This is a genomic window from Stieleria magnilauensis (genome assembly GCA_007753675.1).
Lineage (GTDB): Bacteria > Planctomycetota > Planctomycetia > Pirellulales > Pirellulaceae > Stieleria > Stieleria magnilauensis.
Window position 1 is genome coordinate 2176989 of record CP036432.1, and the last position, 23476, is coordinate 2200464.

The window sequence follows — 23476 nt, forward strand, 5'->3', positions numbered from 1 at the left end:
GACATGTTACGACCGGGTGAGGGCAATGCCGCAGAGATCAATCGCGCCGGCGAGGCACGCGACTTGGACCGAGTTCCGAGTGTCAGCGTGGTCGAAAAGACGATCGCGGTGTTGGTCATTGCGCTCGATGTCCAGGTCAACAAGCAGCCGATCGCGTTGCACGTGCTGGTACACGATCCGGCAGATCCGTTTCGGCAGTTGATGGACGCGGCGGAGAAATCCGACATCGTGTTGCGGGAGTCGCCGTTCCGCAGCGCGGGGGAGACCTTTGCGACCGTTCGCCAGGGGTATGCGGTCGTGTTCGCCTTGGAGACCGGCAAGATGTTGGTGCTGGAGCGGGCCGAGGGGAGTCGGCTGGAAGCGTCCCTGATCGGCGAGACCACCGAGCATCTCTGTTTGAGCAAATCGGAGCTGGCCGGCCTGATCGGGAAGCGCGAATCGGTGCGAATGTTGGTCGCGAAAAAAGAGCTGGAGTGCGAAACACTTTCGGGCGCCCAGGCACACGACGGCGTCGGCGAATATCCGACACCGGTCCGGCGTTTGGTCGCGCTGTTGACTTTGGATCGGCGTGACCTGTGGCTGGTGGTTTTGTTTGCCGGCGTTGCCGGGGTGTTGGGCTTGGCGACTCCGCTGGTCATCGAAGGGTTGGTCAATGTCGTCAGTTGGGGAACGTATTTCCAGCCGCTGGTCGTGTTGGCGGGGATGTTGCTGACGTGCCTGGGGATCGCGGGTGTGCTCAAGGTCCTGCAGACGTGGGTGGTCGAGATGATCCAGCGACGTCAATTCGTGCGAATCGTCAGCGACCTGTCGCATCGATTTCCGCGTGCCAACCAGGCTTCGCTGCGGGGCGAGTATCCGCGTGAGTTGGCCAACCGCGTGTTCGATATCATGACGATCCAAAAGGCGACGGCGGTGTTGCTGCTCGACGGTGTGACGGTGGTGCTGACGACCGCGATGGGGATGATTCTGTTGGCGTTCTACCACCCGTTTCTGCTCGGGTTCGACCTCGCCCTGATCTTCACGATGGTCTTCTTCACTTGGATCCTTGGTCGCGGTGGGATTCTGACGGCGATCAAGGAATCAAAGACCAAGTATGAAGTCGCCCATTGGTTGCAAGACGTGATCGCAATGCCTTCGGCGTTCAAGACCGGCGGTGGCGAGCGGCTGGCGATTCTGCGTGCGAACCAGCTGACTTCGGAATACATCAAAGCGAGGAAGAAGCAATTCGGCGTCGTGATCCGTCAGGTCATTTTCGCCGTCGGGTTGCAAGTGGCAGCGTCCACCGTGCTGCTCGGGCTGGGGGGCTGGTTGGTCATCGATGGACAATTGACGCTCGGACAACTGGTGGCCAGCGAGTTGGTTGTTACCGTCGTGGTCGGTGCGTTCGCCAAGGCGGGGAAGTCGCTGGAGAAGTTTTACGACATGATGGCGGGGATTGATAAAGTCGGTTACCTGCTGGACATTCCGCCGGACCCACGGACGGAGATCGGAACGATACCCCCAGGCCCCGCGGAGGTGTGTTGGAGCGAGCTGACGTTCTATTCGATGATGTACCATTGCAAGGTTCCCGAGGCCGAGGTTGCGGCCGGTTCTCGCGTGGCGATCATCGGCGACGATCAGCCGGGCATGGACTACTTGGCAAAATCGCTGGCCGGTCTGATCGATCCTGACGCCGGCGTGATCCAGATCGCCGGGTTTGATGCCTTTGAAGCGGCCAGTGCCGACCCGGGTGAACTGGTCGGATACGCCGGACCGCCCGAGATGTTTTACGGTTCGATCATCGAAAATGTCAGCCTGGGGCGTCCCAACGTTTCACCCAATCGGGTGCGTCATGTACTCGCCGCTACCGATTTGCTCGAAGCCGTGCTCGCACTTCCCAGCGGACTGAACACCCCGGTCCAGACCGGCGGCTATCCGCTGACTCAGGATCAGCAATCGCGATTGATGATTGCCCGCGCGATTGGGCCGTATCCCCGACTGCTGGTCATCAACGGGCTGATGGATCATTTGAGCCGCGAACATCGCGAATTGATTTGGAAAAAATTGACCGGTCCCGATGCGAATTGGACGTTGATCGTCTTTACCAACCGGGATGACGTTGCCGCACTTTGCGATAGCCAGATTTCGTTGCACCTATCCTAACGACACGCACTCGTTGTTCACTGACATGATCGCATCCGAACCTTCCGCCGATGACTTTCCGGCGCTGCAAATGGTCCGAACCGGGCGGATCGTACGCATCGTCGGTCGGATCACGTTTGTCACATTGATCCTTTCGATCGCGGCGATGGTATTCGTGCCGTGGCGGCAGACCGCGCGCGGCACCGGAATCGTTCGGGCGCTCGATCCACAGCAACGGCCGCAGCCGATGCTCAGCCAATCCAAGGGCGTGGTCAGCTACGTCAAACCGGGACTGCGCGAAGGCAGCTATGTCGAAGAAGGCGAGTTGCTGCTGCAGATGAGTCCGTTTGCAGCCGACGGCGTGGCGCAGATCAATACCCAGATCATGGCATTGGAATCCAAATTGCAAGCCGAAAAGGCGAGCCTGGAGGTTGCCAAGACCAACGCCCAACTGCAATTTCAATCCGGCGAGTCGCTGAAAAAATCGCTCCAGCAAGACTTCAACGCGGCCAAGCAAAAATGGGAACAGGCGAAAAACGAGGTCACCGCACTGCGCGCGGAACTGCGTGACAAAATGAATCAATTGCAAGTCGCCGAAGACGTCTTTCCGCAAGGCCTGATCTCCCGCGAAGAGCTGTTTACCAAGCGTCGCGCGGTCGACGCTCAAGAAGCCAAGGTGCTCAAGGCCGAGAACGCCGAGCAGGAAGTTTACGCCGCCCTCGCCTCCAAAGAAGAGGAAATCGAAGCCAAGAAGCGGGACATCCGGATCAAGAACCAGGAGGCCAATGACAAGATCAATGCGGCCACCGGAAAGGTCAACACGGTTCAAAAAGAGATCTCGGATTTACGTAACAAGCGGTCGGAACTGGATCGATTGGAGATTCGGGCGCCCCGTTCCGGTTACATCCAGCAGTGGAACGGTGTCACCGGCAGCGACACCATCAAAGAGGGCGATCAACTGTTCGTCATCGTGCCCGATGCCGATGAATTGGCGGTCGAAATGAAGGTCAGCGGCAACGACATGCCGCTGATTCAGGAAGGGGATCCTGTGCGTCTGCAATTCGAGGGGTGGCCGGCGGTGCAGTTTGTCGGCTGGCCCTCGGTGGCGGTCGGGACGTTCGGCGGTAAAGTCAACCGGGTTTTCCCAACCGACGATGGAATGGGGTATTTCCGCGTGATCGTCACGCCGGACAATCATTTTCCACGGGAGGATGGCTGGCCGGATGACCGATACCTTCGTCAAGGTGTGCGGGCAAACGGATGGGTTTTGCTGAAACGAGTTCCTCTCGGTTATGAGATATGGCGTCAATTGAACGGATTTCCCCCTGTCGTGGCCGACGACGAGCCCAAGAAGCAAAAGGCGGCGAAAGTCAAACTGCCCAAGCCTTGAGTGCCATCGCCCGGTCCAGCCGCCGCGGTGCCACCCGATTGGCACTCGCGGCAATGCTGTGGGGTGGATGCACGATCCATGCCGGTGCCCAAGAGGGAATCCGAGCCCCGCAGGACGAGACGGATCAGCGTTCGTTTGCGGCGTTTTTGGCGATGGTGGAAGACGAGGTTCAGCCGCCACCGGCCGAGGTGGTTGAATCAAACACGTCCGAGGGCGCGCAAGCGGCACAATCGACGGCCGCTGCCGAAGAGCCACTGAAATTGGCCGATGTCCTGGCCAGCTTGTATCGTGCCTATCCGGACATCCAGCGCGCCCGGCAACTGCGTCCGCTGGCCGGTGGCGAATTGTTGTCCGCCTATGGCGCCTACGACACAAGATTTAATGCCCATTCGCTGTCCGAGCCGACGGGGTTTTACGAGAACTATCGCAGCGGACTGGGCGTGGCCAGACAGACCTGGTGGGGCGGCTATCTGTCGGCAGGCTATCGAATCGGGCGCGGGTTTTATCAACCGTGGTACAAAGAACGCCAGACCGACGATGCCGGCGAGTTCAAAATCAGTGCCGCACAACCGTTGCTGCAAGGTCGGGCGATCGATCCGCAACGTGTCGCCGTCTTTCAGGCTTCGCTGCAACAACAAGCCGCCGAGCCGCAATTCCAACAAGCCATCTTGTCGATTTCGAGCGAGGCGATCGAAGTCTATTGGGAATGGGTTGCTGCCGGGGCGGTGTTGCAGGCACAACAGGAACTGTTGGATCTGGCCGTCAAACGCGGCAAACAATTCGAAGTCGGCGTGAAGGCGGGAAAGTTCGCGACGATCAATCTGGTCTTGAATCAACAGTTGATCGCCGAGCGGAGCGCCCTGCGGCTCAAGGCACAGCAAAACTTCCAAGCCACCGCGTTCAAGTTGGGGCTTTATCTGAGAGATGAATCGGGGCGACCCTTGGTTCCCGCCAAGAGTTGGTTGCCGACGCAGTTCCCCGTGATCAAACAACAGACCGAATTTGATTTCAACGCAGACCTGGCCGCCGCCCTCGGTCGTCGCCCCGAACCACAAATCCTGCAGTACGAACTGCGTCAGGTTCAATGGGATCGCCGTCTGGCGTGCAACGAACTGTTGCCCCGCTTCGACTTTGTGACCGAAGCGTCACAGGACATGGGGGAACCGGCGACGAAATCTGACGACAAAGGCGAATTCGAACTGATGATCGGGTTCCAAAGCGAGGTGCCCATTCAACGTCGCAAGGCGCGGGGCAAGATTCAATCGACCTCTGCCAAGATCATTCAAATCAATGAAAAGCTGCGGTTGGTACGGGACAAGATCGCAACCGATTTGCAGATCGCGCAGAACCAATTGATGCTCGCTCAGCAGATCGTCGAACAAAGTGAATTGTCGTTGCGCGCCGCCTTGGACACGTTGGCTCGCTACCAGAAAGGATTCGAGAAGGGCTACATCGACCTGATCTACTTGAACCTGCTGGAAACCAAGGCCAACGAAACCGAGATCAAGCTGGTCGAAGCCCAACGCGATTGGTTCACCGCGTTGGGGGCAATGCAGATCGCGCTCGGCCTGGATCCGCTCGATCAAGCGGTGGTGGTTTCCTCGCTTCCGGCGAGCGAAAGGCCAGGCCCTGGAAACTTACCCGAGGTGGAAGCGTTCGACGACCAAGAGATCGAGCAGGCCTTCCAGCCGCCGGCCGCGGATTAAAGGTATTCGCGGTTCTTGACCAATCCGGGCATCGGAACGTTGTACTTGCCTTGAGCATTCAGCTGCAGCGGCGAATCCGAATCGAGCGTCAGTTGGTCGACGTTGGGGGCAAATTCATGGTCATGTTTCATGAACTCATCCAACGTGATTTCCTGGCCGGTGTGTGCCGCCATGCGTCCCATGCTGGTCACGGCACTGGCCATCACGCCGCGTTCGACTTCGTTGTACGCGGTGTCGTTACGAATCGCCGCGACCAGATCGTCCCATTCGACTTGATAGGGATTCGGTTCCGGCTGGGGGAATTCCCAGGTCAGGTTGTCTTTTTCGAACGATTGTCCGGAATAGATTCGGGCTTTGGCCGGAGTGTGTGACGCGGTGGAGATCACTGCGGAGCCTTTGGTGCCGTGGGCGAAGCTGGCGAATTCGCGTTTGCAACCCGGCATGGTGCGGCCATCGACGAACAACTTGGCGCCATCGTCGAACGTGTATTCGATCGAGTAGACGTCAAAGTTTTGGTCGACGTCTTCGCCGCGATAGTGGCGTCCGCCGCAGGCGATTGCTTTGACCGGCCAGGCGTTTTTCATCCAGCAGGATTCGTCGATGTTGTGAATCAAGAAATCGCTGACCGCCCCGCCGCTGAGCCACAGGAATCCGTGGAAGTGCTTGATCTGGTACATCAATTCGCTCAAGTCGCCCGTGTTGGGCGGCGCCGCGGCCGAGCCGGTCGGTCCGGCCATGCGGTAGGCACGCAGCATCATCAGGTCACCGATCTCACCATTTTGAATCCGATCGAACAATTCCTGGCGGGCGACACAGTGGCGGCACATCAATCCGACTGCGACCTTCAGGTTCTTTGCGATTGCCGCTTTGTTGATTTCCAGCATTCGCACCGAGGTCGGGGCGTCGATGGTGACAGGTTTTTCCATGAACACGTTCAGCCCACGCTCGATGGCGTAGGAGTAGTGCACCCAGCGGAACGCCGCCGGGGTGGCCAAGATCACGACATCGCCGGGTTCCAGCGTGTCCATGACTTTCTTGTAGGCGTCGAAGCCGATGTACCGTCGCTCTTCGGGCACGTCGACCTTGGTGCCGATCTTTTTCTTTTCCGACAGCGACGTGTAGGAACTCTTCATTTTGTTTTCGGACACATCGCCCATTGCGACCAGGGTCATCGGCCCGTTGTCGACGGTCAGGGCGTTGATCGCCGCTCCGGTTCCGCGTCCGCCGCAGCCGAGCAGCCCGACGCGAATCATGTTGTCTTCGGCCGCGTGGACGGTTTGTGGTCGTGCGGCGGCAAGGGTGGTGGCAGCTGCGGCGGCACTGGTGGTCGCCAGGAACTGACGTCGGGTGGGGTTCGTCATCGGAGAAATCTCGTTTCGGGGAGTCGGAAAAGTTGTTGGTTTGATTCCCAGGGCCGACCCTGGAACGTGGGTTTAGAGACGCTGCCTCTGGGGGCTAGGTTGTGAAGCGGAGCTTCACACGAAACGCGGTGAAGCATTTCTTAGCGGTAGGGCGCGAGCCCTCCGGTCTTTCACGGTACTTTCAAGTTGGAACCGGACGGCTCGCGCCGTTCCGCTACCTCCTTGCAGTGTCAAAATAGTTGCATCGGGCTTGCGCCCCATGACGCTCACTTTGGCGCCAATCGGGGCGTTGATTGTTAGCGGATCACTCTTCCGGATCTTTTTGTTCCGGTTCAGTCTTGTCCCACTTGGCGGCCTTGGCTTCTAGCGTCGGCTCCTCCAAGGGGCGGACGATGCGAAAGCCGACCGACAAGGCATCGGTGTGGTACCAGATGCTTTTGGGTTCTTGCGGATCCTGTTCCTTCCATTCGTCCGACGACGCCTTTCGCGCGGCACTGCGTAAGACTTCGGGATCGTCATCCCAACCCCCGCCTCGAACGACGCGGGGATAAAGTGTTTTGGGAACGACCAGGGGGTCCATCGACTCTTTGATCGAATCGTAAGGCGTGTACTGGTCGAGCACCCATTCGGAAACGTTGCCGTGCATGTCGTACAGGCCCCACGGGTTGGGCTTTTTCTGGCCGACGCGTTGGTAGGTATCGTCGCTGTTGTCAAAGAACCAAGCGTGGTCTTCCAGTTCGTCGACGTTGTCGCCGAACGAGTAGGGCGTCTTGGTGCCCGCGCGGCAGGCGTATTCCCATTCGGCTTCGGTCGGCAAACGGTAGTAGCGTCCTGTTTTGGCAGACAGCCATTTGCAGTACGTGCGTGCGGCATGTTGGGTCATGCAGATCGCCGGATAGTCTTCGCGGCCCATGCCGAAGCTCATGTCGGTGTACGGCTCGGTCGGTTTGGAGACTCCGTCGACGGCTAGGTCACGTGGCGTGGGAGCGATCGCCAGCATCTTGCGCATCCGCTGGTCGACGTCTTCGTTCCAGACGTCGTACTGTTCCCAGGTGATTTCGAATTTGCCCATCCAAAACGGCGAGACTTTGACGGTGCGTTGGGGGCCTTCGTCGTCGCCACGATCGTCTTCGTCATCGGGGCTGCCCATCACGAATTCGCCGCCCGGGATGGGGACCATTTCAATTTTCAGCTGCGTGTGCTCGATCGGCTCGGCGTAGGGCTTCATTTCCGTCGGGGTGCTGGCGACGGCGTCGGCCACTGGCAACGGTTCGACTTTGGCCGGTGCCTCGCCCGATGCCGGACTGATGAGCACGCCGGGACTAAGAAGCAACAACAACGCGACGGGGAAACCGAGCGTGCGAAGGGATGGGTTGGGGTAAATCACTGTGGTTCGATTGACAGAAAAAGGAATGGAAACGTCTATTTTGAAATGCAATACAGTCGTTGATCGCTACGTAACAATAATCGATCCGACGCGATTGCGGGGGTGGCGTTGAAGCGTTCGGATTCCGTCCCCAGCTTGTTGACCGCCAGTTCTTTGTACTCGGGTTGGGCGGCCAGTACCAACACACCCGCATCACGCGTGGTCAGGTACAGCTTGCTGCCATCGCTGACGATCGACCCATAAACCCGACTCCGCGTGGGCATCCGTTCGCGATACATTTCTTCGCCATCGCTGGCTCTCAGGCACAGCGCGATCGATTTGTCATGCGACCAGTACAGATGACCGTCGACGAGGATCGGGCTGGTCACGTTTGCGCCTCGGGATTGTTCCCAGACCAGGTGAGACTGAGACACATCGCCGCGTCCGCCGGGACGGATGACGAAGGTCATGTTCGAGCGACCGCCGCTGCAATAAAGCAGGCCGTCGTGCTCGATCACGCAGGGGACGATGTAGTCCTGGATCGCATCGCAGGACCAAAGTTGTTTGCCGGTGTGAGGATCAAAGCCCAGGATCGCCAGTTTCTGGTTGACGACCAATTCGACCGAACCGTCGGGTAGCGTGACGAGCGTCGGGGTCGTCCACGCGCTTTGAATCCCGTCGGTTTTCCAGCAGATCTCGCCGGTCTGTTTCTCCAGACCGTACAGGGTGCCGGATTCGATCGACGCGTTTTGGATCAACAGGTCGCCGAACAGGATAGGGCTGGCCGCGGCGCCAAAGCCGACCGTCTTGGTTCCCAGATTTCTTTGCCAGCGGACTGCACCCTGGTGTGAGACCGCGACGCATCCGGAGGGTCCGAAAAAGGCATAGACCCCGCTGTCGTCCACACAGGGCGTCGGGGATGCATAGCCGTGTTCACCGACCCGCTTGCTGATCTCTTGTTCGTCCGGCGACGGCTTGATCGGGCAATCCCAGACGAGGTGTCCGTCATGTAGATCGATGCAAATCACGTGCAACAACAGCGCGGCCGGATCGCCCGGGTTTTCCAACTCCATCCCATAGCCGGTGTAGGCGGTCAGGTAGACGCGGTCGTCCCAGACCACCGGGCTGCTGCTGCCTTTGCCCGCCAGGTCCGTTTTCCACGTCAGATTTTCCGTCTCGCTCCACGTCGTCGGCAGATCCGCTTCGGCGACGCCTCGGCCACCGGGGCCGCGAAATCGGTTCCACTGCTGCGCTTGGATGGACTCGGAACAACAGAGGCTGGTGATCAAGCAGACCACACAGAAGAATCGGAGACGCGGCATAGGTGATTTGGATCGCGATCGGGGGCAACAGGCGGGAATCGTATTTTAACAGCAACCCCGCTCGCGTGCCGTCGTTTCGAAGACTTTCCTGATTCGCTACAATTCACCACGTTCCCGGCACGGCCCCGAGGCACGTCAAACGGCCGTGGTTCGGTTGAAAAACAAATCCATTCCATCCCTTTCCGAACTCGTTTTCTGCAATCACATGTTTAAAGGACTTGGCAATCTCGGCAACATCGCGTCCATGATGGCCGCATTCAAGGATTTGCCGCAAAAGATGCAGGAATTGAACGCCCGCATGCAGGACGAACATGTCCGCGGCGATTCGTCGTGCGGCAGGGTGTTCGTGATCGTCAACTGCGTCGGGCAGGTCCAATCGGTCAACATCACTCAGGACGGCATGAGCAAGGCGGAGATCGAACAGGGGGTGCTGGAAGCGACCAACGCCGCCGGCGCCGCGGCCAAGCAGACCTACGCCGAAGCGATCCAGGCCATGGTCGCGGACATGAATTTAGATATCCCCGGGGTCGATGGGTTGTTGACCTCCCTGATCGGCCGCTAATCGCGACGGAGTCTGCGAAGTGGACAAGCATGCAGGTGCTGTTTCTGAACTCGTCGACCAGCTTGGCCGGCTGCCGGGCGTGGGGCGTAAAAGCGCCGAGCGACTGGCATTTCATCTGTTGCGGGTCCCGGAGGCGGAGGCGATCGCGCTGGCCGATGCGATTCGGCGGATCCGCAGCGATATCCGTTATTGCCAGGCGTGTTTCAATCTGTGCGAAGAGGAACTTTGCGCGATCTGTCGTTCCGGCGATCGTGACACCACCCGGTTGTGTGTCGTTGAGCAACCCCGTGATCTGATGAGTCTGGAGCAGTCCCAGGCCTTCAACGGGCTGTACCACGTCCTGCTCGGCCGGATCGCCCCGCTGGACGGGATCGGCCCGGACCAATTGACCATCGATGCGCTCGTCGATCGGGTGCGAAACGGGAATTTTTCGGAGGTCATCATGGCCACCAACCCAAATGTCGAAGGCGATGGCACGTCGTTGTACATCAGTAATTTGTTGGCAGAGTTTCCGGTGCAGATCACGCGGCTGGCCCGTGGAATCACCGCCGGAAGCGTGTTGGAATATGCCAATCGGGAAATGATTGCCGATGCCTTGGTGGGTCGGCAAAAATTATAGGCGCAAAATCGCCGGCTTTGGCACAAGATATGCTCCCCGCCTAGTCAAAAAGGGTATGATGTGGCAGAGCCGAAGGTCGCCGGAGCACTCGCGCAGGAAAGTCATTGCGTTGGTGAAAGAGCGTCCAAACGTGTAAAGCGGATCTCATGAGCGGAATGCGAATGTCGATGGGCCTGCAGGCCCGAATGGTTCAGACTCAAAAACTGGCCCCACGGATGATCCAGTCGATGGAGATTCTGCAATTGCCGATGCTGGCGTTGCAGGAACGCATCGAACAGGAGATGAACGAGAATCCTTTGCTGGAACAGCAGGAGAGCGAGCCGGGCAGTCTCGAAGACGGCGATCTGCCGCCCTCGGCCGACAATCGCAGCGAGGATGAGAAGGAGTTGGTCGTTGAAGACAGCGGCGACAACTCGGACGACTTCGAGCGATTGCAGAACATGGTCTCGGAGCTGCCCAACACGTTTGACGATTCCTTCCGGCGTTCGTCCGGCAGGATGCAAGAGGAAGCCGATCGGCGACACGACCTGATGGCCAATGCCCAGTCGCGCCCCGAATCGCTGAACGATTTCCTGCTTCACCAGCTCGCCGAATTGGACATCGACGACGATGTCGAACGGATCGCCGAACGGATCATCAGCACCCTGGACGCCCGCGACGGCGGTTACCTGCGGACGCCGTTGGCGGATCTGCTGCCCAGCGACCACACCGCCGAAAACTACGAAGTCGCCGAGCGGGCGCTGAAGGTCGTCCAATCGCTCGAACCGACCGGCATCGCCGCCCGCTCCTTGAGCGAATGCCTGTTGATGCAATTGCGTCCGGAGTTCGAGCATTTTGAGGAAATGGAAAAACTGATCAGCTCGCACTTGGAGGATTTGGCCGCCAACCGATTGCCCCAAATCCAAAAGGCGACAGGCTATTCCATCGAGCTGATTCAAACCGTCCGGGCCGAACTGCAGATCCTCAATCCCAAGCCCGGCGCCGCGTTCATGGAAACCTACGTTCCCAACGTGACGCCTGACATCATCTTGGAGCAAGACGAGAACGGCGATTACAAGATCACACTGGACGACGACCGTGTTCCGTCGCTGTACATCAGCGAATACTACCGCCGACGGCTTCAAGACCAGTCGTGCACCGAAGAAGAACGCGAGTACATCAAACGCAAAATCAACAGCGCCCAATGGTTGATTGAATCGATCGAGCAACGACGAAGCACGTTGACGAAAGTCGCCGAAGCGATCGTCGCGCATCAAAAGAAGTTCTTTGACGAAGGCCCCGAAGCGATCGAGCCGCTGAAAATGCAACAGATCGCCGAAAAGGTGGGCGTGCACGTGACCACGGTCAGCCGCGCGGTCAACGACAAATGGATGCAGACGCCGCGCGGAATCATTCCACTGCATCGTCTGTTCGTCGGCGGTACGCAAACCGATGACGGCGAAGACGTCGCGTGGGATACGATCCGGTTGAAGCTGCAAGAGTTGATCGACAGCGAAGACAAACGCGATCCGCTCAGCGACGAAAGTCTGGTCAAGAAACTCGCCGAAGAAGGCATGACGGTGGCGCGGCGAACGGTGACCAAGTACCGAAAACGCATGGGCATTCCCAGCAGCCGTCAACGCAAGGATTGGTCGCTGGCGAAGAAGTAAAGCGGGATTGCCGCTGAGCACGCAGCTCGTGATTCCCGGTGATCCCAGCGGGAAGCGTCAGCGAGCGGCGCGCCGAGCGGTGGCTTTTCCGTCACACGCCACTGGCTGACGCCACGTGCTGGGATGCACGTCTTCAACAACTTTTAACCGTGGATGACCGACTCTTCTGCTGACTCACCGCTCGGATTTGACCAGGCTGCCGCCAAGGTCAAAACGTTTCCCCAGTCTCCCGGCGTCTACTTGATGAAGGATGATGCCGGGCGGGTGATCTATGTCGGCAAAGCCAAGAACCTGCGCAGTCGCGCCGGAAGCTATTTTCTGAAAGCCGCGGCGGAGGACGCCCGGACGGCCGGCTGGATCGGGGAGATCGCCGACATCGACTACATGGATTGCGACAGCGAGGTCGATGCCTTGTTGATGGAGTCGCGGCTGATCAAGGACATCCAACCGAAGCACAACAAAGAACTCAAGGACGACAAGAGTTTTCCCTATCTGATGATCACGACGCGTGAAGAATTTCCACGGGTCGAAGTCACGCGGGAACCGAAAGAGAAGGGCGTCAAACTGTACGGACCGTTTGCCAGTGCCGGCGCGCTCCGCGGTGCGATCCAAGTGCTGCAGCGGATCTTTAAATTTCGCACCTGTTCGTTGGACATCTCGGAGTCCGATGAACGTTGGAAATGGTTTCGCCCCTGTCTGTTGGCCAGCATCAATCAGTGCACCGCACCCTGCAATTTCCGCATCGGCAAAGAAGAATACCGACGCGACATCAAGCGGCTGCAAACGTTTCTCGAGGGCGGGAAACGCAAATTGATCAAGGAGATGCGGGACGAGATGACGGCGGCCAGCAAAGCATTGGATTTCGAGCGTGCGGCCATCGTTCGCGATGAAATCCAAATGTTGGAGCGACTGGAAGAACGCGGCGAACTGGACACGCATGCCCAGCCGGAGGTGTTTTATATCGACCCAAAGAAAGGCCTGGCCGGTCTTCGCAAGGTGTTGTCGCTGAACGAAACACCCCGGGTCATCGAAGGCGTGGACATCGCGCATTTGGGCGGCGGACAAACCGTCGCCAGCCTGGTCCAATTCATCGACGGGCTGCCCTTTAAGCCGGGCTACCGTCGTTTCAAAATCAACGACGTCGACGGCATCGATGACTATCGCAGTATCTATGAAGTAGTCTCACGACGCTTTCGCCGGCTCAGCGATGACAGCGACGCGTTCCCCGACATCTTGCTGATCGATGGCGGGAAAGGCCAATTGAGCGCGGCGATGGCGGCATTCCGCGATCAAGACATCACGCCGCCGACCGTCATCTCGCTCGCCAAACGCGACGAGGAGATCTTTCGGCCGGGCGAAAGCGAGCCACTGCGGTTGAGCAAGAATTCGTTTGCGCTGCGATTGCTGCAATACGTTCGCGATGAATCACACCGATTCGCTCAGCACTACCACCACATTCTCCGCAACAAATCGACGTTCGATCGGTGAATGCATGGTGCCATCTTCTATCCGCACCCTCGTCGATGCACTGAACCGAAACGCGGAGCAATTTGCCGCGGGGCGGGCGCTGCTGCTTTGGGATCATTCGGATGCGTTCCAAGCCACGGACTCGGTGACCTGGGCGGAACTGGGACGCTGGGTGAAGGCGGTTGCTGCTCTGCTGCGGTCGCACGATTCGCATCACGCCCCCCTCATGCACGTCGTCCGCAATACACCGGCCGACGTTGTGATCGCGTTGGCCTGCCAAGCTACGGGGATCATCGAGATCCCGGTGGACGTGGACGGCGGAGACGACTATTTGGCGAGCTGTCGCCGCAAGATCGATTGTGATTGGCTGGACGATGCGGCCAAGCAAGAACTGGTTCGCCGCGGCTACGAGGCGACGCGGTCAAACTCCGCTCGATCGGTCGTCGTGGAGCTGCCGCAGGTTTCACCGACAAACGACGCGCTGGTGTTGTGGACCAGCGGCACCTCGGGCGAACCCAAGGGAGTTGCGTTGTCGCACGCGAGTCAGTTGCTCAATGCCGCTGCCAAATTGCGGTCGGTTCCCCAGTCCACGACGGATCTGCGTTTGACAGTGCTGTCGATCGCTCATGGTTACGCCAGGACATGCGATCTGGGCACCTGGTTGCTGTCCGGATGCACGTTGGCGATCGCCCGCGGGTTCGAGGGATGGCAACGCGTTTGTGAGCGACATGAGCCGACGCTGTGCAACCTGGTCCCCAGCTTGGCAGGCCGCGTGCTAGAAAGCGGAACGGTTCCGCCGTCGCTGCGGTTGGTCGGCTGCGGTGGGGCGGCGATGACGGAGGATCAGTTTTGGCGGTGGGGCGAGCGCGGTGTGACGGTGATCCAGGGTTATGGCTTGACCGAAGCGGGGCCGGTGATCGCCAGCCAAACGCCCGATGATTCGATTCCCGGCCACGCCGGTCGCTTCGTTGATGGCTGGGAATATCGCCTGGCAGAGGAACCGGTGGACGAGGGCGGGCCGAACGAAGCGAGGCCGGCTGAAGGCCGGCTGTTTGTGCGTGGGCCGCATCTGATGCGCGGTTATTGGCAGGATCCTGACGCGACGGCCTGCCGCATCGACGCGGCGGGTTGGCTGGACACCGGCGATCGCGTGCGCGTCTGTCCCTCCACACGTCAGTTACAGATTCTGGGACGCTGCGACGACCGGATCGTTTTGTCCAACGGGCACAAGATCGACCCGATGGGACTGGAGCAGCGGCTGGTGGCGATCAACGGGGTGCGAACGGCAGTGGTATCGGCGGGGGCGGAACGACGATCGGTCGAGTTTTGGGTGGAGACGACCGAGTCGACGCTTCCGATGCCTGAAATCGACGCGATCGTCCGCACGCTGCCACGTTGGGAACAGCCCAAACGGATCCATCGCTTGGTGTTTCCCGAAAACCTCAGGCAGCAGCTGTTGAATCGAAAAGGGGCAATTCGGCGATCCGAGATGCTGCGTTACCTGGATCGGTCGACGGGTTCCTGCTGAGCGGGATCGGGCGGTATCATGGAGCCCGCTGCGTTCACTTCTCCTCGGGAACTAGATCTTCATGGCCGTCGACAACAAGACACAATTCGAAAGCGCGTTGTTGCGTCGCTTGCACTCACTGCTTTTGCAAATTGGCGACTTGGAGGGGCAGCTCGAACGGGGGCCGAGACAGATCAAGGCGGGTGAGGGCGTGGTCCAGGCCAGTCAGGATGCGCTCGACCAGGCCAAGCAGGCGGTCAAAGCCGCGACGCTGGCATGCGACGAAAAACAGCTGCAATTGAAGACGCGAGAGGATCGGATCGAGAACCTGAAAGCCAAGCTGAATACGGCGTCGAGCAACAAGGAATTTGATCTTCTGAAGGAGCAGATCGCTGCCGACGAACAGGCCAACAGCGTTCAAAGTGACGAGATTTTTGAAGGACTGGAACGCATCGACGAGCTACAGGAAGCCGTCGTGGTAGCCGAGCGTGAGTTGGCAGAAAAGACGGCCGAGCACAAAAAACGCGTCGAGCAGGTGGAGAACCGGATGGTCGTGGTGCAAGCCGATTTGGACCACGTCCGCAATGAACTGGCCAAGGCAGAAGCGGAGGTCCCGGTCGCGGTGCGATCGGAGTACAAACGTTTAACCGAAGGCCGCGGTGACGAAGCGTTGGCACCGATCGAAGACGATTCCTGTGGCGGGTGCAATCAGACGTTGACGACGCAGATGGTTGATCGCGTCCGCTTGGGATTCTTGACACATTGTCCGGCCTGTTCGTCTTGGCTTTATCTTCCGTAACCGAGTTGAGCGATGCGATGTTGATTTTGGGGTTGGTCGGATCACCGGCCGGCGGAAAATCTTCGGCGGCCGAATTTTTGGCGTCCCTCGGGGCGGAATGGATCAACGCCGACCTGATCGCCCGCGACTGTCTCGGTCGCCCCGACGTCGTCTCGGCGCTGACGGCACGATTCGGCGACAGCATTCTCAATTCCGACGGAACGATCGATCGCGCTGCCCTGGCCGATTTGGTCTTTGGTAACGATCAGGTAAAGCGGGACAATCTGGCGTATCTCGAATCGCTGGTGCACCCGCTGACCCGCCAGGAGATTCAGCGCCGGATTGTCGAAGCCGCCGATCGCGGGCGACGGGTCGCGTTGCTGGACGCGCCGCTGTTGTTTGAATCCGGCTGGGACCGTAGTTGCGACCAGATTTGGTGTGTCGACGCGACACGTGAGAATCGTTTGCTTCGCTGCAAAAAACGGGGCTGGGACGCGGCCGAACTGGATCGACGCGAGGCCAATCAGATGCCGATAGAGACGAAATGCCGACTCAGCAATCTGATTATGCGCAATGACGCGACCTTAGATGCTTTGCACCAAAATCTTCGTCTACGGTGGCAGGATCTCGTTAGAATGATTTCTGCAGCCGATGCTCCCCTGGCCGCCGAATCGGCGCCCCCGGAGCGTCACTGTTCCTCCGACCGCGGGACGATTTCCTAATTCAGGCCCCGCAAAGCGTCGGTTCCCTTTCAACGACGGTCATATTTCCGTTACCCTCAGTCTTCGTGTCTCCTTCACCGGTCCCCTCAGACACCTCCTCCTGCCTCCCTCCTCGTTGCAGTTTGCTGCCAAACTCTCCACTCCTCTTCTTCCCACGCGTCCTCCCCGGGCGCCACGACTATGCAATCCAATCGGCCTTCGGGCGACGAACACCGCGCTGATGATCGCGGACCAAAACGTCATGGCGGATCACGTGATTATTCCAGTCACCGCCGGCAACGCCAACAACGACATCCGGACAAGGTCGTCGATCGACGTATCCGCGAACTCGACGCAGAACGAGATCCGCTCTCGCTGCCCGAAGAGATCGTCAGCGAAGCGACCAAGGTCGGACAACGCGTCGGGATTCCCTCCGGCGGCGACGGTCCCCAGCTGAACCTGGCCCAGTTGCAGGAGATGGAGGACTCGAAACTGTTTGAAATGGCTCGCGAAGACGCGATCCCCGACTTTGAGATGATGACGAAGCAGGAGCTGATCTTTGCCGTCTTGAAGCACCGCATGAAAGTCGGTGGTTTGATGTATGGCGAAGGGACGCTGGAGATCCTGCCCGACGGGTTCGGGTTTCTGCGGAGCAGCAAACATCATTACGTCTCGTGTCCCGACGACATCTATGTTTCGCCCAGCCAAATTCGACGCTTCGGACTGCAAACCGGCAGCCATGTCGCCGGCCAGATCCGTCCGCCCAAAGAAAATGAACGCTATTTCGCCCTGCTGCGAATCGAGGCGATCAATCGACGCGACCCCTCGCAACGCAACGCCGCGATCCCGTTTGAGGACCTGACGCCGTTGCATCCCGATCGTCGGATCATGATGGAGCACGAAGGCGGCGAGATGTCCACACGCGTGGTCGACATGTTGACGCCGATCGGGTTTGGACAACGTGGTTTGATCGTCAGCCCACCCCGCGCCGGCAAAACCGTGCTGATGCAAAACATGGCTCGCGCGGTCCTGGCAAACTATCCCGAAGCCTATGTGTTTATTCTGCTGATCGATGAACGTCCCGAAGAAGTGACGGACATGGAACGCGAAGTCCGTGGGCCGCAGTGCGAAGTCATCAGCAGCACGTTTGACGAACCCGCCCAGCGACACATCCAAGTCGCTCAGATGGTGATCGAAAAAGCCAAACGGATGGTTGAAGCCGGCGTCGACGTGGTCGTCTTCCTCGATTCAATCACGCGGCTGGCCCGGGCCCACAACAGTGACGGCGAATCCACCGGCAAGTTGCTCAGCGGCGGTCTGGATGCCGGCGCGATGCAGAAACCCAAGTCGATCTTTGGCTCGGCCCGAAAAACCGAAGAGGGCGGGTCGCTGACGATCATCGCCACCGCGTTGGTCGACACCGGTAGCAAGATGGATGACGTGATCTTTGAGGAATTCAAAGGGACCGGAAATCTGGAAATCGTCTTGGACCGGGCGTTGGTGGATCGACGGATCTGGCCGGCAATCGACATCAGCCGAAGCGGCACGCGCCGCGAAGAAATGCTGCTGGACAAAGAGGAGTTCAAACGGATCTCTGCGGTGCGACGCGCGTTGTCCGAGGTCTCGCCGGTCGATGCCATGGACGACCTGATCAAACGGTTGAAAAAGACACAGAACAATGCCGAGTTTTTGCTGAGCGTGAAGGATGTTGACTGAGATTACGGGTGTTGATGGCCAGCTGCCCTCCGGCAAAATTGTCATCGTCGCCAGTCGCTATAACGAAGGCATTTGTGATTCACTGGTCCGCGGCAGCGTCGAAACGCTGACCGAAGCCGGCTACACCGAAGCCGACCTGGAGATCATCCGCGTCCCCGGTGCCTGGGAACTGGTCATGGTGGCCGCCAATGCACTCGACCGCGACGATGTGCTCGGCGTTGTCACGCTCGGCTGCGTGATCAAGGGCGAAACGACGCACGATGAACATATCAATCGCAGCGTCAGCGATGCGGTGATGCAATTGGGTGTCCAAACCCGCAAACCCATCGGTTTTGGACTACTGACCTGCAACACGCTCGAACAAGCGCTTCAGCGCAGCGGCGGAACGGTCGGCAACAAAGGCAACGAAGCCGCCGAAGCGGTGGTGGAGTTGTTGCGGTTGGGCGAGAAACTAACGGCGTGAGCGCTGGCGATTCCGTGGAGGAATCGGGCAGGGGAAAGGCAGAATCATTCGGGGCAGAATGATACGAGACATTCCCTCCCCGTCACTATGCCACACGGTCATTTTTTAGGTCCAGTGTATCTGCCTTCCATCATTCTGCCCCGTATCATTCTGCCTTCCATCTTCCAGCCGCACCTAGACATCCACTTCGGCGTCTGCGGCGCGGTCCATGATGAACCGGAACCGGGCTGATGCATCGCGTCCCATCAGGTCGCTGATCACGCGGTCGGTTTCCAGTTGGTCGTCGACTTCCACCCGCAGCAGTTGACGTTGGGCGGGGTTGAGCGTGGTTTGCCAGAGGACTTTGGGCATCATTTCGCCGAGTCCTTTGAAACGCGTGATTTCCGGTTTGGCCCGTCCGCCGTGCTTCTGCAAAATTTCTTCGCGATGGGCGTCGTCTTTGGCCCAGTAGGTTTCCTTGCCCAGATCGATTCGATACAGCGGCGGGACGGCGATAAACAACCGCCCGTCGGAAATTAATTGTGGCATGTGGCGATAGAAGAACGTCAACAGCAGCGTCGTGATGTGGTGTCCATCGGAATCGGCATCGGCCAACAGGATGATGCGGCCGTAGCGGAGACCGCCGATGTCCATCTTGGGGCCGATCCCGCAACCGAGTGACGCGACCATGTCTTGGATTTCTTTGTTGTCCAGAATCTTCTTCAGCGTCGCGCTTTCGGTGTTCAGGACTTTTCCGCGGAGCGGAAGGATGGCCTGGTAGTTTCGATCGCGGCCTTGTTTCGCGCTACCACCGGCGGAATCACCTTCGACGATAAACAGCTCGGACTCCATCTTTCCGCTGGACAGACAATCGCTCAGTTTGCCCGGCAACATCGTTCGTTTCGCACCGCCCTTACGCGAGACGGCTTCGGACGCAGCTCGGGAGGCGGCACGGGCGCGGGCGGCGGCGATGATCCGTGCGACGATCGAGTCGGCGATGGATCGATTGCTGTTCATCCATTGTTCGATTTCGCCGCGCACCGCCGCTTCGACGGACGTCTGGACTTCCGGGTTGTTCAAGCGGTCTTTGGTTTGACCCTGGAACTGCGGCTCGCTGACGAAGACCGAGATGATCCCCACCATTCCTTCGCGGATATCTTCGTGGGTGATCTTGACGCCACGCGGCGTCAGATTGTGGGTGTCGATGTAGTTTCGCACGGCCTTGTTCAGCCCGCCACGGAAACCGTTTTCATGGGTTCCGCCGCTGCCGGTCGGGATTCCATTGACGTAGCTGCGGACGTGTTCGTCGGTCGATTCGGTCCACTGCAAGACGACTTCGATTCGCATGTCGTCGTCGACCGAATGGCTGAAGGGAGTCGCGTGGATCGGACGCGCCTTTCGTTCCTTCAGGACTTTGTTGAGAAAGTCGACGATGCCTTGTTCGTGAACGAACGATTCTTTGGTCTTGGCGACTTCATCGACGTAGGTGACTTTGACGCCACGGTGCAAGAAGCTGGCCGTTTCCAGGCGGGCGCGAATCAACGTCGAATCGAACGTCGTCTTGGGAAAGATCTGCGGGTCGGGGGTGAACGTGATCGTCGTCCCGCTGCCGCGGATGGCGCCCTTGAGTTTCTTAAGTTTCGACGTCGGCTTGCCGCGTTGGAATTCCATCTTGTACTGCGCGCCGTCGCGACGAACCACCGCCGTCAGTTCTTTGCTGAGCGCGTTGACCACCGACGCCCCGACGCCGTGCAGACCGCCGGCGGTCTTGTAGTTCTGGCCTTCGAATTTGCCGCCGGCGTGCAGAATCGTCAGCACCATTTCGAGCGCGGGCTTTTTCGTCTTGGGGTGCTTGTCGACCGGGATGCCGCGGCCGTTGTCGGCGACCGAAATGGTTTGACCATCTTTGTGAAGCGTGACCACGATCTCACTGGCGTGGCCGTTCATCGCTTCGTCAACCGAGTTGTCGACGATTTCCCAGATCAGATGGTGCAGCCCCGCGGTGCCGACGCCCCCGATGTACATGCCCGGACGCTTCCGGACCGGGTCCAGGCCTTCGAGTGCGACGATGGCGTCGGCGTTGTAGGTCGATTTAGTGGCGATTGCTGTCATGGATGATCGAGACAGGGAGGCGGGGAGACAAGGAGATAGGGAGGTGGGGCGTCAATCGTCGTCGAAGGGTGCGGGGGCGGCGATGGGCGGCGAGATGATCTTGGCGATCTTGCCGTTCTTTTGCAGCTCGACGCCTTTGCCGCCGCGACTGGTGACGCGGTACTTGGCGGTGGAGACGGTTTTGCGTGCGCCGCGATTGGTTTCGATGGTCAACAGGTCACGGTCGCCGCTGCTGGCTTTGAATCCGAGCAGGCGATCACCGCTGGCCAATCGGATCAGGGTGACGCCTTTTCCGGCTCCGGAGAGATAATTGACTTCTTCGGATTCGCACACGATCGCGCGACAGTTTTCCGAGACGGCCAGGATGATTTCGCTGCCGGTGATCGGGATCACATCGATGATGGCGGCGTCGCCGGTGACGCGGGCGTACCGGCGTCCGCTGCGGGTCGACGGTTCGGCAAACGGGGCCAGTCCGAAACGCAGAGCAAAGCCATTGCTTGAGGCGGCGAAGGCGTGGATTTCGGGACAGTAATCGGGGTGCTTGGGGTCTTCGTGAATCTTGCCGATGCAACGCGGGTCGAACGAGATCGCTGCGATGATGCGTTCGCCGTCCTTCATCTTGAACAGCTTTTGAATCGGTTCACCGAAGCCCGTCGAGGCGGGGATGTCGATGAAACGGGTCGTGTAGCAAACACCGAGGGACGAGAACAGGCCGAGGGTGGCGCGGGTGCTGCCGGCGATGCAGGCGAGCACCGAATCGCCTTGGCGGAGTCGACTCTTGGAGGGATCGACGATTTGTTTTTGCCGTTTCACCCAGCCGTCGGTGGTGACCAGGACGTGGCAGTTTTCGGCGACGATAAAGTCTTCGACCGAATACTCGACTTCGACTTCGACGGCATTGATCTCGGTCCGACGACGGCTAGCGGCGTCGCTTGCGTAGGTCGTGATCAGCCCCTCGATTTCTTCGCGGACGATTTTCCAGCGGCCCGAAGCGTTGGTGTCCTTGGTGTCTTCGTTGAGCAATTTACGGATCTGTTGGGCGCGTTTCTTTTTGTCTTTGAGTTCATCCAGGATCAGATTGATTTCCAGACGCGCCAAGCGATACAGTTTCAGTTCCAGGATCGCGTCGGTCTGCTCGGCGTCCAAGCCACCTTTGCTGGCCGGAAACCGTTTCATGATTTTTTCGGCCGCATCGGCTTTGCCGTCCGATTGGCGAATGATCTTGATGATCTGATCGAGCGCGTCGAAGATCAGCGCGAAACCTTCCAGGATGTGGATCCGCCGCTCCAGTGACGCCAGTTCGTTTTCCAGGCGACGGGTGACGACTTCCAAGCGGAAGTGCAGGAAGTGCCAGAGCATTTCTTTGAGAGAGAGTCGCTCGGGCGTTCCCAGTTCGGGGTTTTCGGTGGGAACCAGACAGGTCAGATTGACGTTGAAGTTCTTTTGGAAATCGGTGTGCTTGTAGAGAAACGCCAGCACCTTCTTTTCGTCGGCGTCTTTCTTGAGCAGCAGGTCGATGCGGATTTCATCGGTCGACAGATCCCGGACTTCGGTGACCAGTGGCAGCTTGCCGTCGAAGACGAGTTCGCTGATGCGTTCGACCAACAGCGCCTTGTTGACGCTGTAGGGGATCGAGTCGATTTGAATGACCTTTCCGCCGCGATCCTTGGTGCCTTGTTTGATGGTGCCGCGCAGCTTGATCGTGCCCTGGCCGGTCTGATAGATCTCGCGCAGTTCTTCCTTGGTGTTGATGATTTGGCCGCCGGTGGGAAAGTCCGGTGCCTGGACGGCATCGTTGGCGACCAGTTGATAGTCTTTGATTTCCGGATCGCGCAACAGCTTCAGCAGTGCGTTGCAGATCTCGCGGAGGTTGTGTGGCGGGATGTTGGTGGCCATCCCGACGGCGATGCCGGTGGCGCCGTTGAGCAGCAGGTTGGGCAGGCGGCTGGGCAGGACGACGGGTTCTTCGCGGCTGCCGTCATAGTTGGCCTTGTAGGCGACGGTGCGGGTCGCCAGATCGGTCAGCACTTCGCCGGCGACGGGCGTCATGCGGCACTCGGTGTAACGCATCGCCGCGGCGTTGTCGCCGTCGACGCTGCCGAAGTTGCCGCTGCCGTCGACCAGCGGCATCCGCATGGCGAAGGGCTGGGCCATGCGGACCAGCGCCTCGTAAATCGAGCTGTCGCCGTGGGGGTGATAGTTACCCATCACGTCCCCGACGACTTTGGCACACTTGCGGTGCTTGGCGGTGCTGGAGAGCCCCTGTTGGTGCATCGTGTAGAGGATGCGTCGCTGGACGGGTTTGAGTCCGTCGCGGACGTCCGGCAACGCCCGGCTGGTGATCACCGACAGGGAATAATTGAGGTAGCGTTCCTGAGCCGCCTGGCGCAGCGGGACCGCCGTCAGGAGCGATTCCTCGACGGCGTCAAACAACGATTTGCCGTTCTTTTCCGATTGCTTGCGGGGACGTCGTTTTGCCACGCGATAGGGATCCTTTTACACAAATTAATACGGTGCGTTCTTCACCTTCTCCATCGGTCGCAGGGTCGCGCCGATTTGCCCAAGTTAGGGTAGAGACGGTGAAAATTCTAGACAGGCAGTGGCGGCAGACTTTAGCGGTTGGCCGGGTCGAATGGCAAATGCAGTCGACGCCGGTG

At 59.2% G+C, this 23476-nt stretch carries 17 protein-coding genes; 12 read left to right on the plus strand and 5 right to left on the minus strand.

Going from position 1 to position 23476, the window contains the following annotated elements:
* Nucleotides 1–3 precede the first annotated feature (3 nt).
* Genes TBK1r_RS07805 through TBK1r_RS07815 form a run of 3 tightly spaced genes read left to right on the plus strand, consistent with a single transcriptional unit; the run spans nucleotide 4 to nucleotide 5217 of the window.
* Nucleotides 4–2142, plus strand: coding sequence for an ABC transporter transmembrane domain-containing protein (locus tag TBK1r_RS07805; RefSeq protein WP_145208697.1), 2139 nt, complete (start codon nucleotides 4–6; stop codon nucleotides 2140–2142).
* Between the two features lie 25 nt (nucleotides 2143–2167).
* Nucleotides 2168–3511, plus strand: a complete 1344-nt coding sequence (locus TBK1r_RS07810) for an HlyD family secretion protein (protein ID WP_145208699.1) — start codon at nucleotides 2168–2170, stop codon at nucleotides 3509–3511.
* Entirely contained in the window at nucleotides 3508–5217 is a 1710-nt protein-coding gene (locus tag TBK1r_RS07815; RefSeq protein WP_145208701.1) for a TolC family protein, read from the plus strand. The genes TBK1r_RS07810 and TBK1r_RS07815 overlap by 4 nt, the downstream gene beginning before the upstream one ends.
* Here TBK1r_RS07815 and TBK1r_RS07820 read toward each other — a convergent pair.
* The 3 genes from TBK1r_RS07820 to TBK1r_RS07830 all read right to left on the minus strand — a co-directional run bounded on the left by TBK1r_RS07820 (nucleotide 5214) and on the right by TBK1r_RS07830 (nucleotide 9266).
* Nucleotides 5214–6578 carry a Gfo/Idh/MocA family protein gene (locus TBK1r_RS07820; RefSeq protein WP_145208703.1) on the minus strand — a complete coding sequence of 455 codons (1365 nt, stop codon included), beginning with the start codon at nucleotides 6576–6578 and terminating at the stop codon, nucleotides 5214–5216. The genes TBK1r_RS07815 and TBK1r_RS07820 overlap by 4 nt on opposite strands.
* A gap of 304 nt (nucleotides 6579–6882) precedes the next feature.
* Nucleotides 6883–7965 (minus strand): formylglycine-generating enzyme family protein, encoded by a 1083-nt coding sequence (locus tag TBK1r_RS07825; protein ID WP_473772495.1) that lies wholly within the window; start codon nucleotides 7963–7965, stop codon nucleotides 6883–6885.
* A gap of 35 nt (nucleotides 7966–8000) precedes the next feature.
* A complete protein-coding gene (locus TBK1r_RS07830; RefSeq protein ID WP_145208705.1) occupies nucleotides 8001–9266 on the minus strand; it encodes an outer membrane protein assembly factor BamB family protein in 1266 nt (421 codons plus the stop codon).
* Between the two features lie 205 nt (nucleotides 9267–9471).
* Here TBK1r_RS07830 and TBK1r_RS07835 point away from each other — a divergent pair, with 205 nt between their 5' ends.
* From TBK1r_RS07835 to ribH, 9 genes are all read left to right on the plus strand, one after another.
* Nucleotides 9472–9828 (plus strand): YbaB/EbfC family nucleoid-associated protein, encoded by a 357-nt coding sequence (locus tag TBK1r_RS07835; protein WP_145208707.1) that lies wholly within the window; start codon nucleotides 9472–9474, stop codon nucleotides 9826–9828.
* A 19-nt stretch (nucleotides 9829–9847) separates the two neighbouring features.
* Nucleotides 9848–10447, plus strand: coding sequence for a recombination mediator RecR (gene recR, locus TBK1r_RS07840; protein WP_145208709.1), 600 nt, complete (start codon nucleotides 9848–9850; stop codon nucleotides 10445–10447).
* A gap of 185 nt (nucleotides 10448–10632) precedes the next feature.
* Entirely contained in the window at nucleotides 10633–12096 is a 1464-nt protein-coding gene (rpoN, locus tag TBK1r_RS07845; RefSeq protein ID WP_419581104.1) for an RNA polymerase factor sigma-54, read from the plus strand.
* 153 nt (nucleotides 12097–12249) lie between these two features.
* Entirely contained in the window at nucleotides 12250–13584 is a 1335-nt protein-coding gene (locus TBK1r_RS07850; protein WP_145208711.1) for an excinuclease ABC subunit UvrC, read from the plus strand.
* A 4-nt stretch (nucleotides 13585–13588) separates the two neighbouring features.
* Complete coding sequence (locus TBK1r_RS07855) at nucleotides 13589–15091, plus strand: class I adenylate-forming enzyme family protein (RefSeq protein WP_419581105.1); 1503 nt, start codon at nucleotides 13589–13591, stop codon at nucleotides 15089–15091.
* A 61-nt stretch (nucleotides 15092–15152) separates the two neighbouring features.
* Nucleotides 15153–15869 carry a zinc ribbon domain-containing protein gene (locus TBK1r_RS07860; RefSeq protein WP_145208715.1) on the plus strand — a complete coding sequence of 239 codons (717 nt, stop codon included), beginning with the start codon at nucleotides 15153–15155 and terminating at the stop codon, nucleotides 15867–15869.
* The gene (gene coaE, locus TBK1r_RS07865; protein WP_145208717.1) at nucleotides 15851–16570 is read left to right on the plus strand and encodes a dephospho-CoA kinase; all 720 of its coding nucleotides are present in this window, start codon (nucleotides 15851–15853) and stop codon (nucleotides 16568–16570) included. The genes TBK1r_RS07860 and coaE overlap by 19 nt, the downstream gene beginning before the upstream one ends.
* 180 nt (nucleotides 16571–16750) lie before the next feature.
* Nucleotides 16751–18265 (plus strand): transcription termination factor Rho, encoded by a 1515-nt coding sequence (gene rho, locus TBK1r_RS07870; RefSeq protein WP_145208718.1) that lies wholly within the window; start codon nucleotides 16751–16753, stop codon nucleotides 18263–18265.
* A complete protein-coding gene (gene ribH, locus TBK1r_RS07875; protein ID WP_419581545.1) occupies nucleotides 18258–18728 on the plus strand; it encodes a 6,7-dimethyl-8-ribityllumazine synthase in 471 nt (156 codons plus the stop codon). The genes rho and ribH overlap by 8 nt, the downstream gene beginning before the upstream one ends.
* Before the next feature lie 174 nt (nucleotides 18729–18902).
* On the opposite strand, the gene TBK1r_RS07880 is transcribed toward ribH, so the two are convergent.
* Nucleotides 18903–20819 (minus strand): DNA gyrase/topoisomerase IV subunit B, encoded by a 1917-nt coding sequence (locus TBK1r_RS07880; RefSeq protein WP_145208722.1) that lies wholly within the window; start codon nucleotides 20817–20819, stop codon nucleotides 18903–18905.
* Between the two features lie 51 nt (nucleotides 20820–20870).
* On the minus strand, nucleotides 20871–23300 hold the full coding sequence (locus tag TBK1r_RS07885; protein ID WP_145208724.1) for a DNA gyrase/topoisomerase IV subunit A: 2430 nt from the start codon (nucleotides 23298–23300) through the stop codon (nucleotides 20871–20873).
* Nucleotides 23301–23476 lie beyond the last annotated feature (176 nt).

What these genes read in the sequence shown, in the direction of transcription:
- TBK1r_RS07805 (WP_145208697.1), top strand. Translation starts at nt 4, where the DNA reads ATGTTACGACCGGGTGAGGGCAATGCCGCAGAGATCAATCGCGCCGGC.
- TBK1r_RS07860 (WP_145208715.1), top strand. Translation starts at nt 15,153, where the DNA reads ATGGCCGTCGACAACAAGACACAATTCGAAAGCGCGTTGTTGCGTCGC.
- TBK1r_RS07850 (WP_145208711.1), top strand. Translation starts at nt 12,250, where the DNA reads ATGACCGACTCTTCTGCTGACTCACCGCTCGGATTTGACCAGGCTGCC.
- TBK1r_RS07810 (WP_145208699.1), top strand. Translation starts at nt 2,168, where the DNA reads ATGATCGCATCCGAACCTTCCGCCGATGACTTTCCGGCGCTGCAAATG.
- TBK1r_RS07820 (WP_145208703.1), bottom strand. Translation starts at nt 6,578, where the DNA reads ATGACGAACCCCACCCGACGTCAGTTCCTGGCGACCACCAGTGCCGCC.
- TBK1r_RS07835 (WP_145208707.1), top strand. Translation starts at nt 9,472, where the DNA reads ATGTTTAAAGGACTTGGCAATCTCGGCAACATCGCGTCCATGATGGCC.
- TBK1r_RS07830 (WP_145208705.1), bottom strand. Translation starts at nt 9,266, where the DNA reads ATGCCGCGTCTCCGATTCTTCTGTGTGGTCTGCTTGATCACCAGCCTC.
- rpoN (WP_419581104.1), top strand. Translation starts at nt 10,633, where the DNA reads ATGGTTCAGACTCAAAAACTGGCCCCACGGATGATCCAGTCGATGGAG.
- TBK1r_RS07855 (WP_419581105.1), top strand. Translation starts at nt 13,589, where the DNA reads ATGGTGCCATCTTCTATCCGCACCCTCGTCGATGCACTGAACCGAAAC.
- rho (WP_145208718.1), top strand. Translation starts at nt 16,751, where the DNA reads ATGCAATCCAATCGGCCTTCGGGCGACGAACACCGCGCTGATGATCGC.
- TBK1r_RS07880 (WP_145208722.1), bottom strand. Translation starts at nt 20,819, where the DNA reads ATGACAGCAATCGCCACTAAATCGACCTACAACGCCGACGCCATCGTC.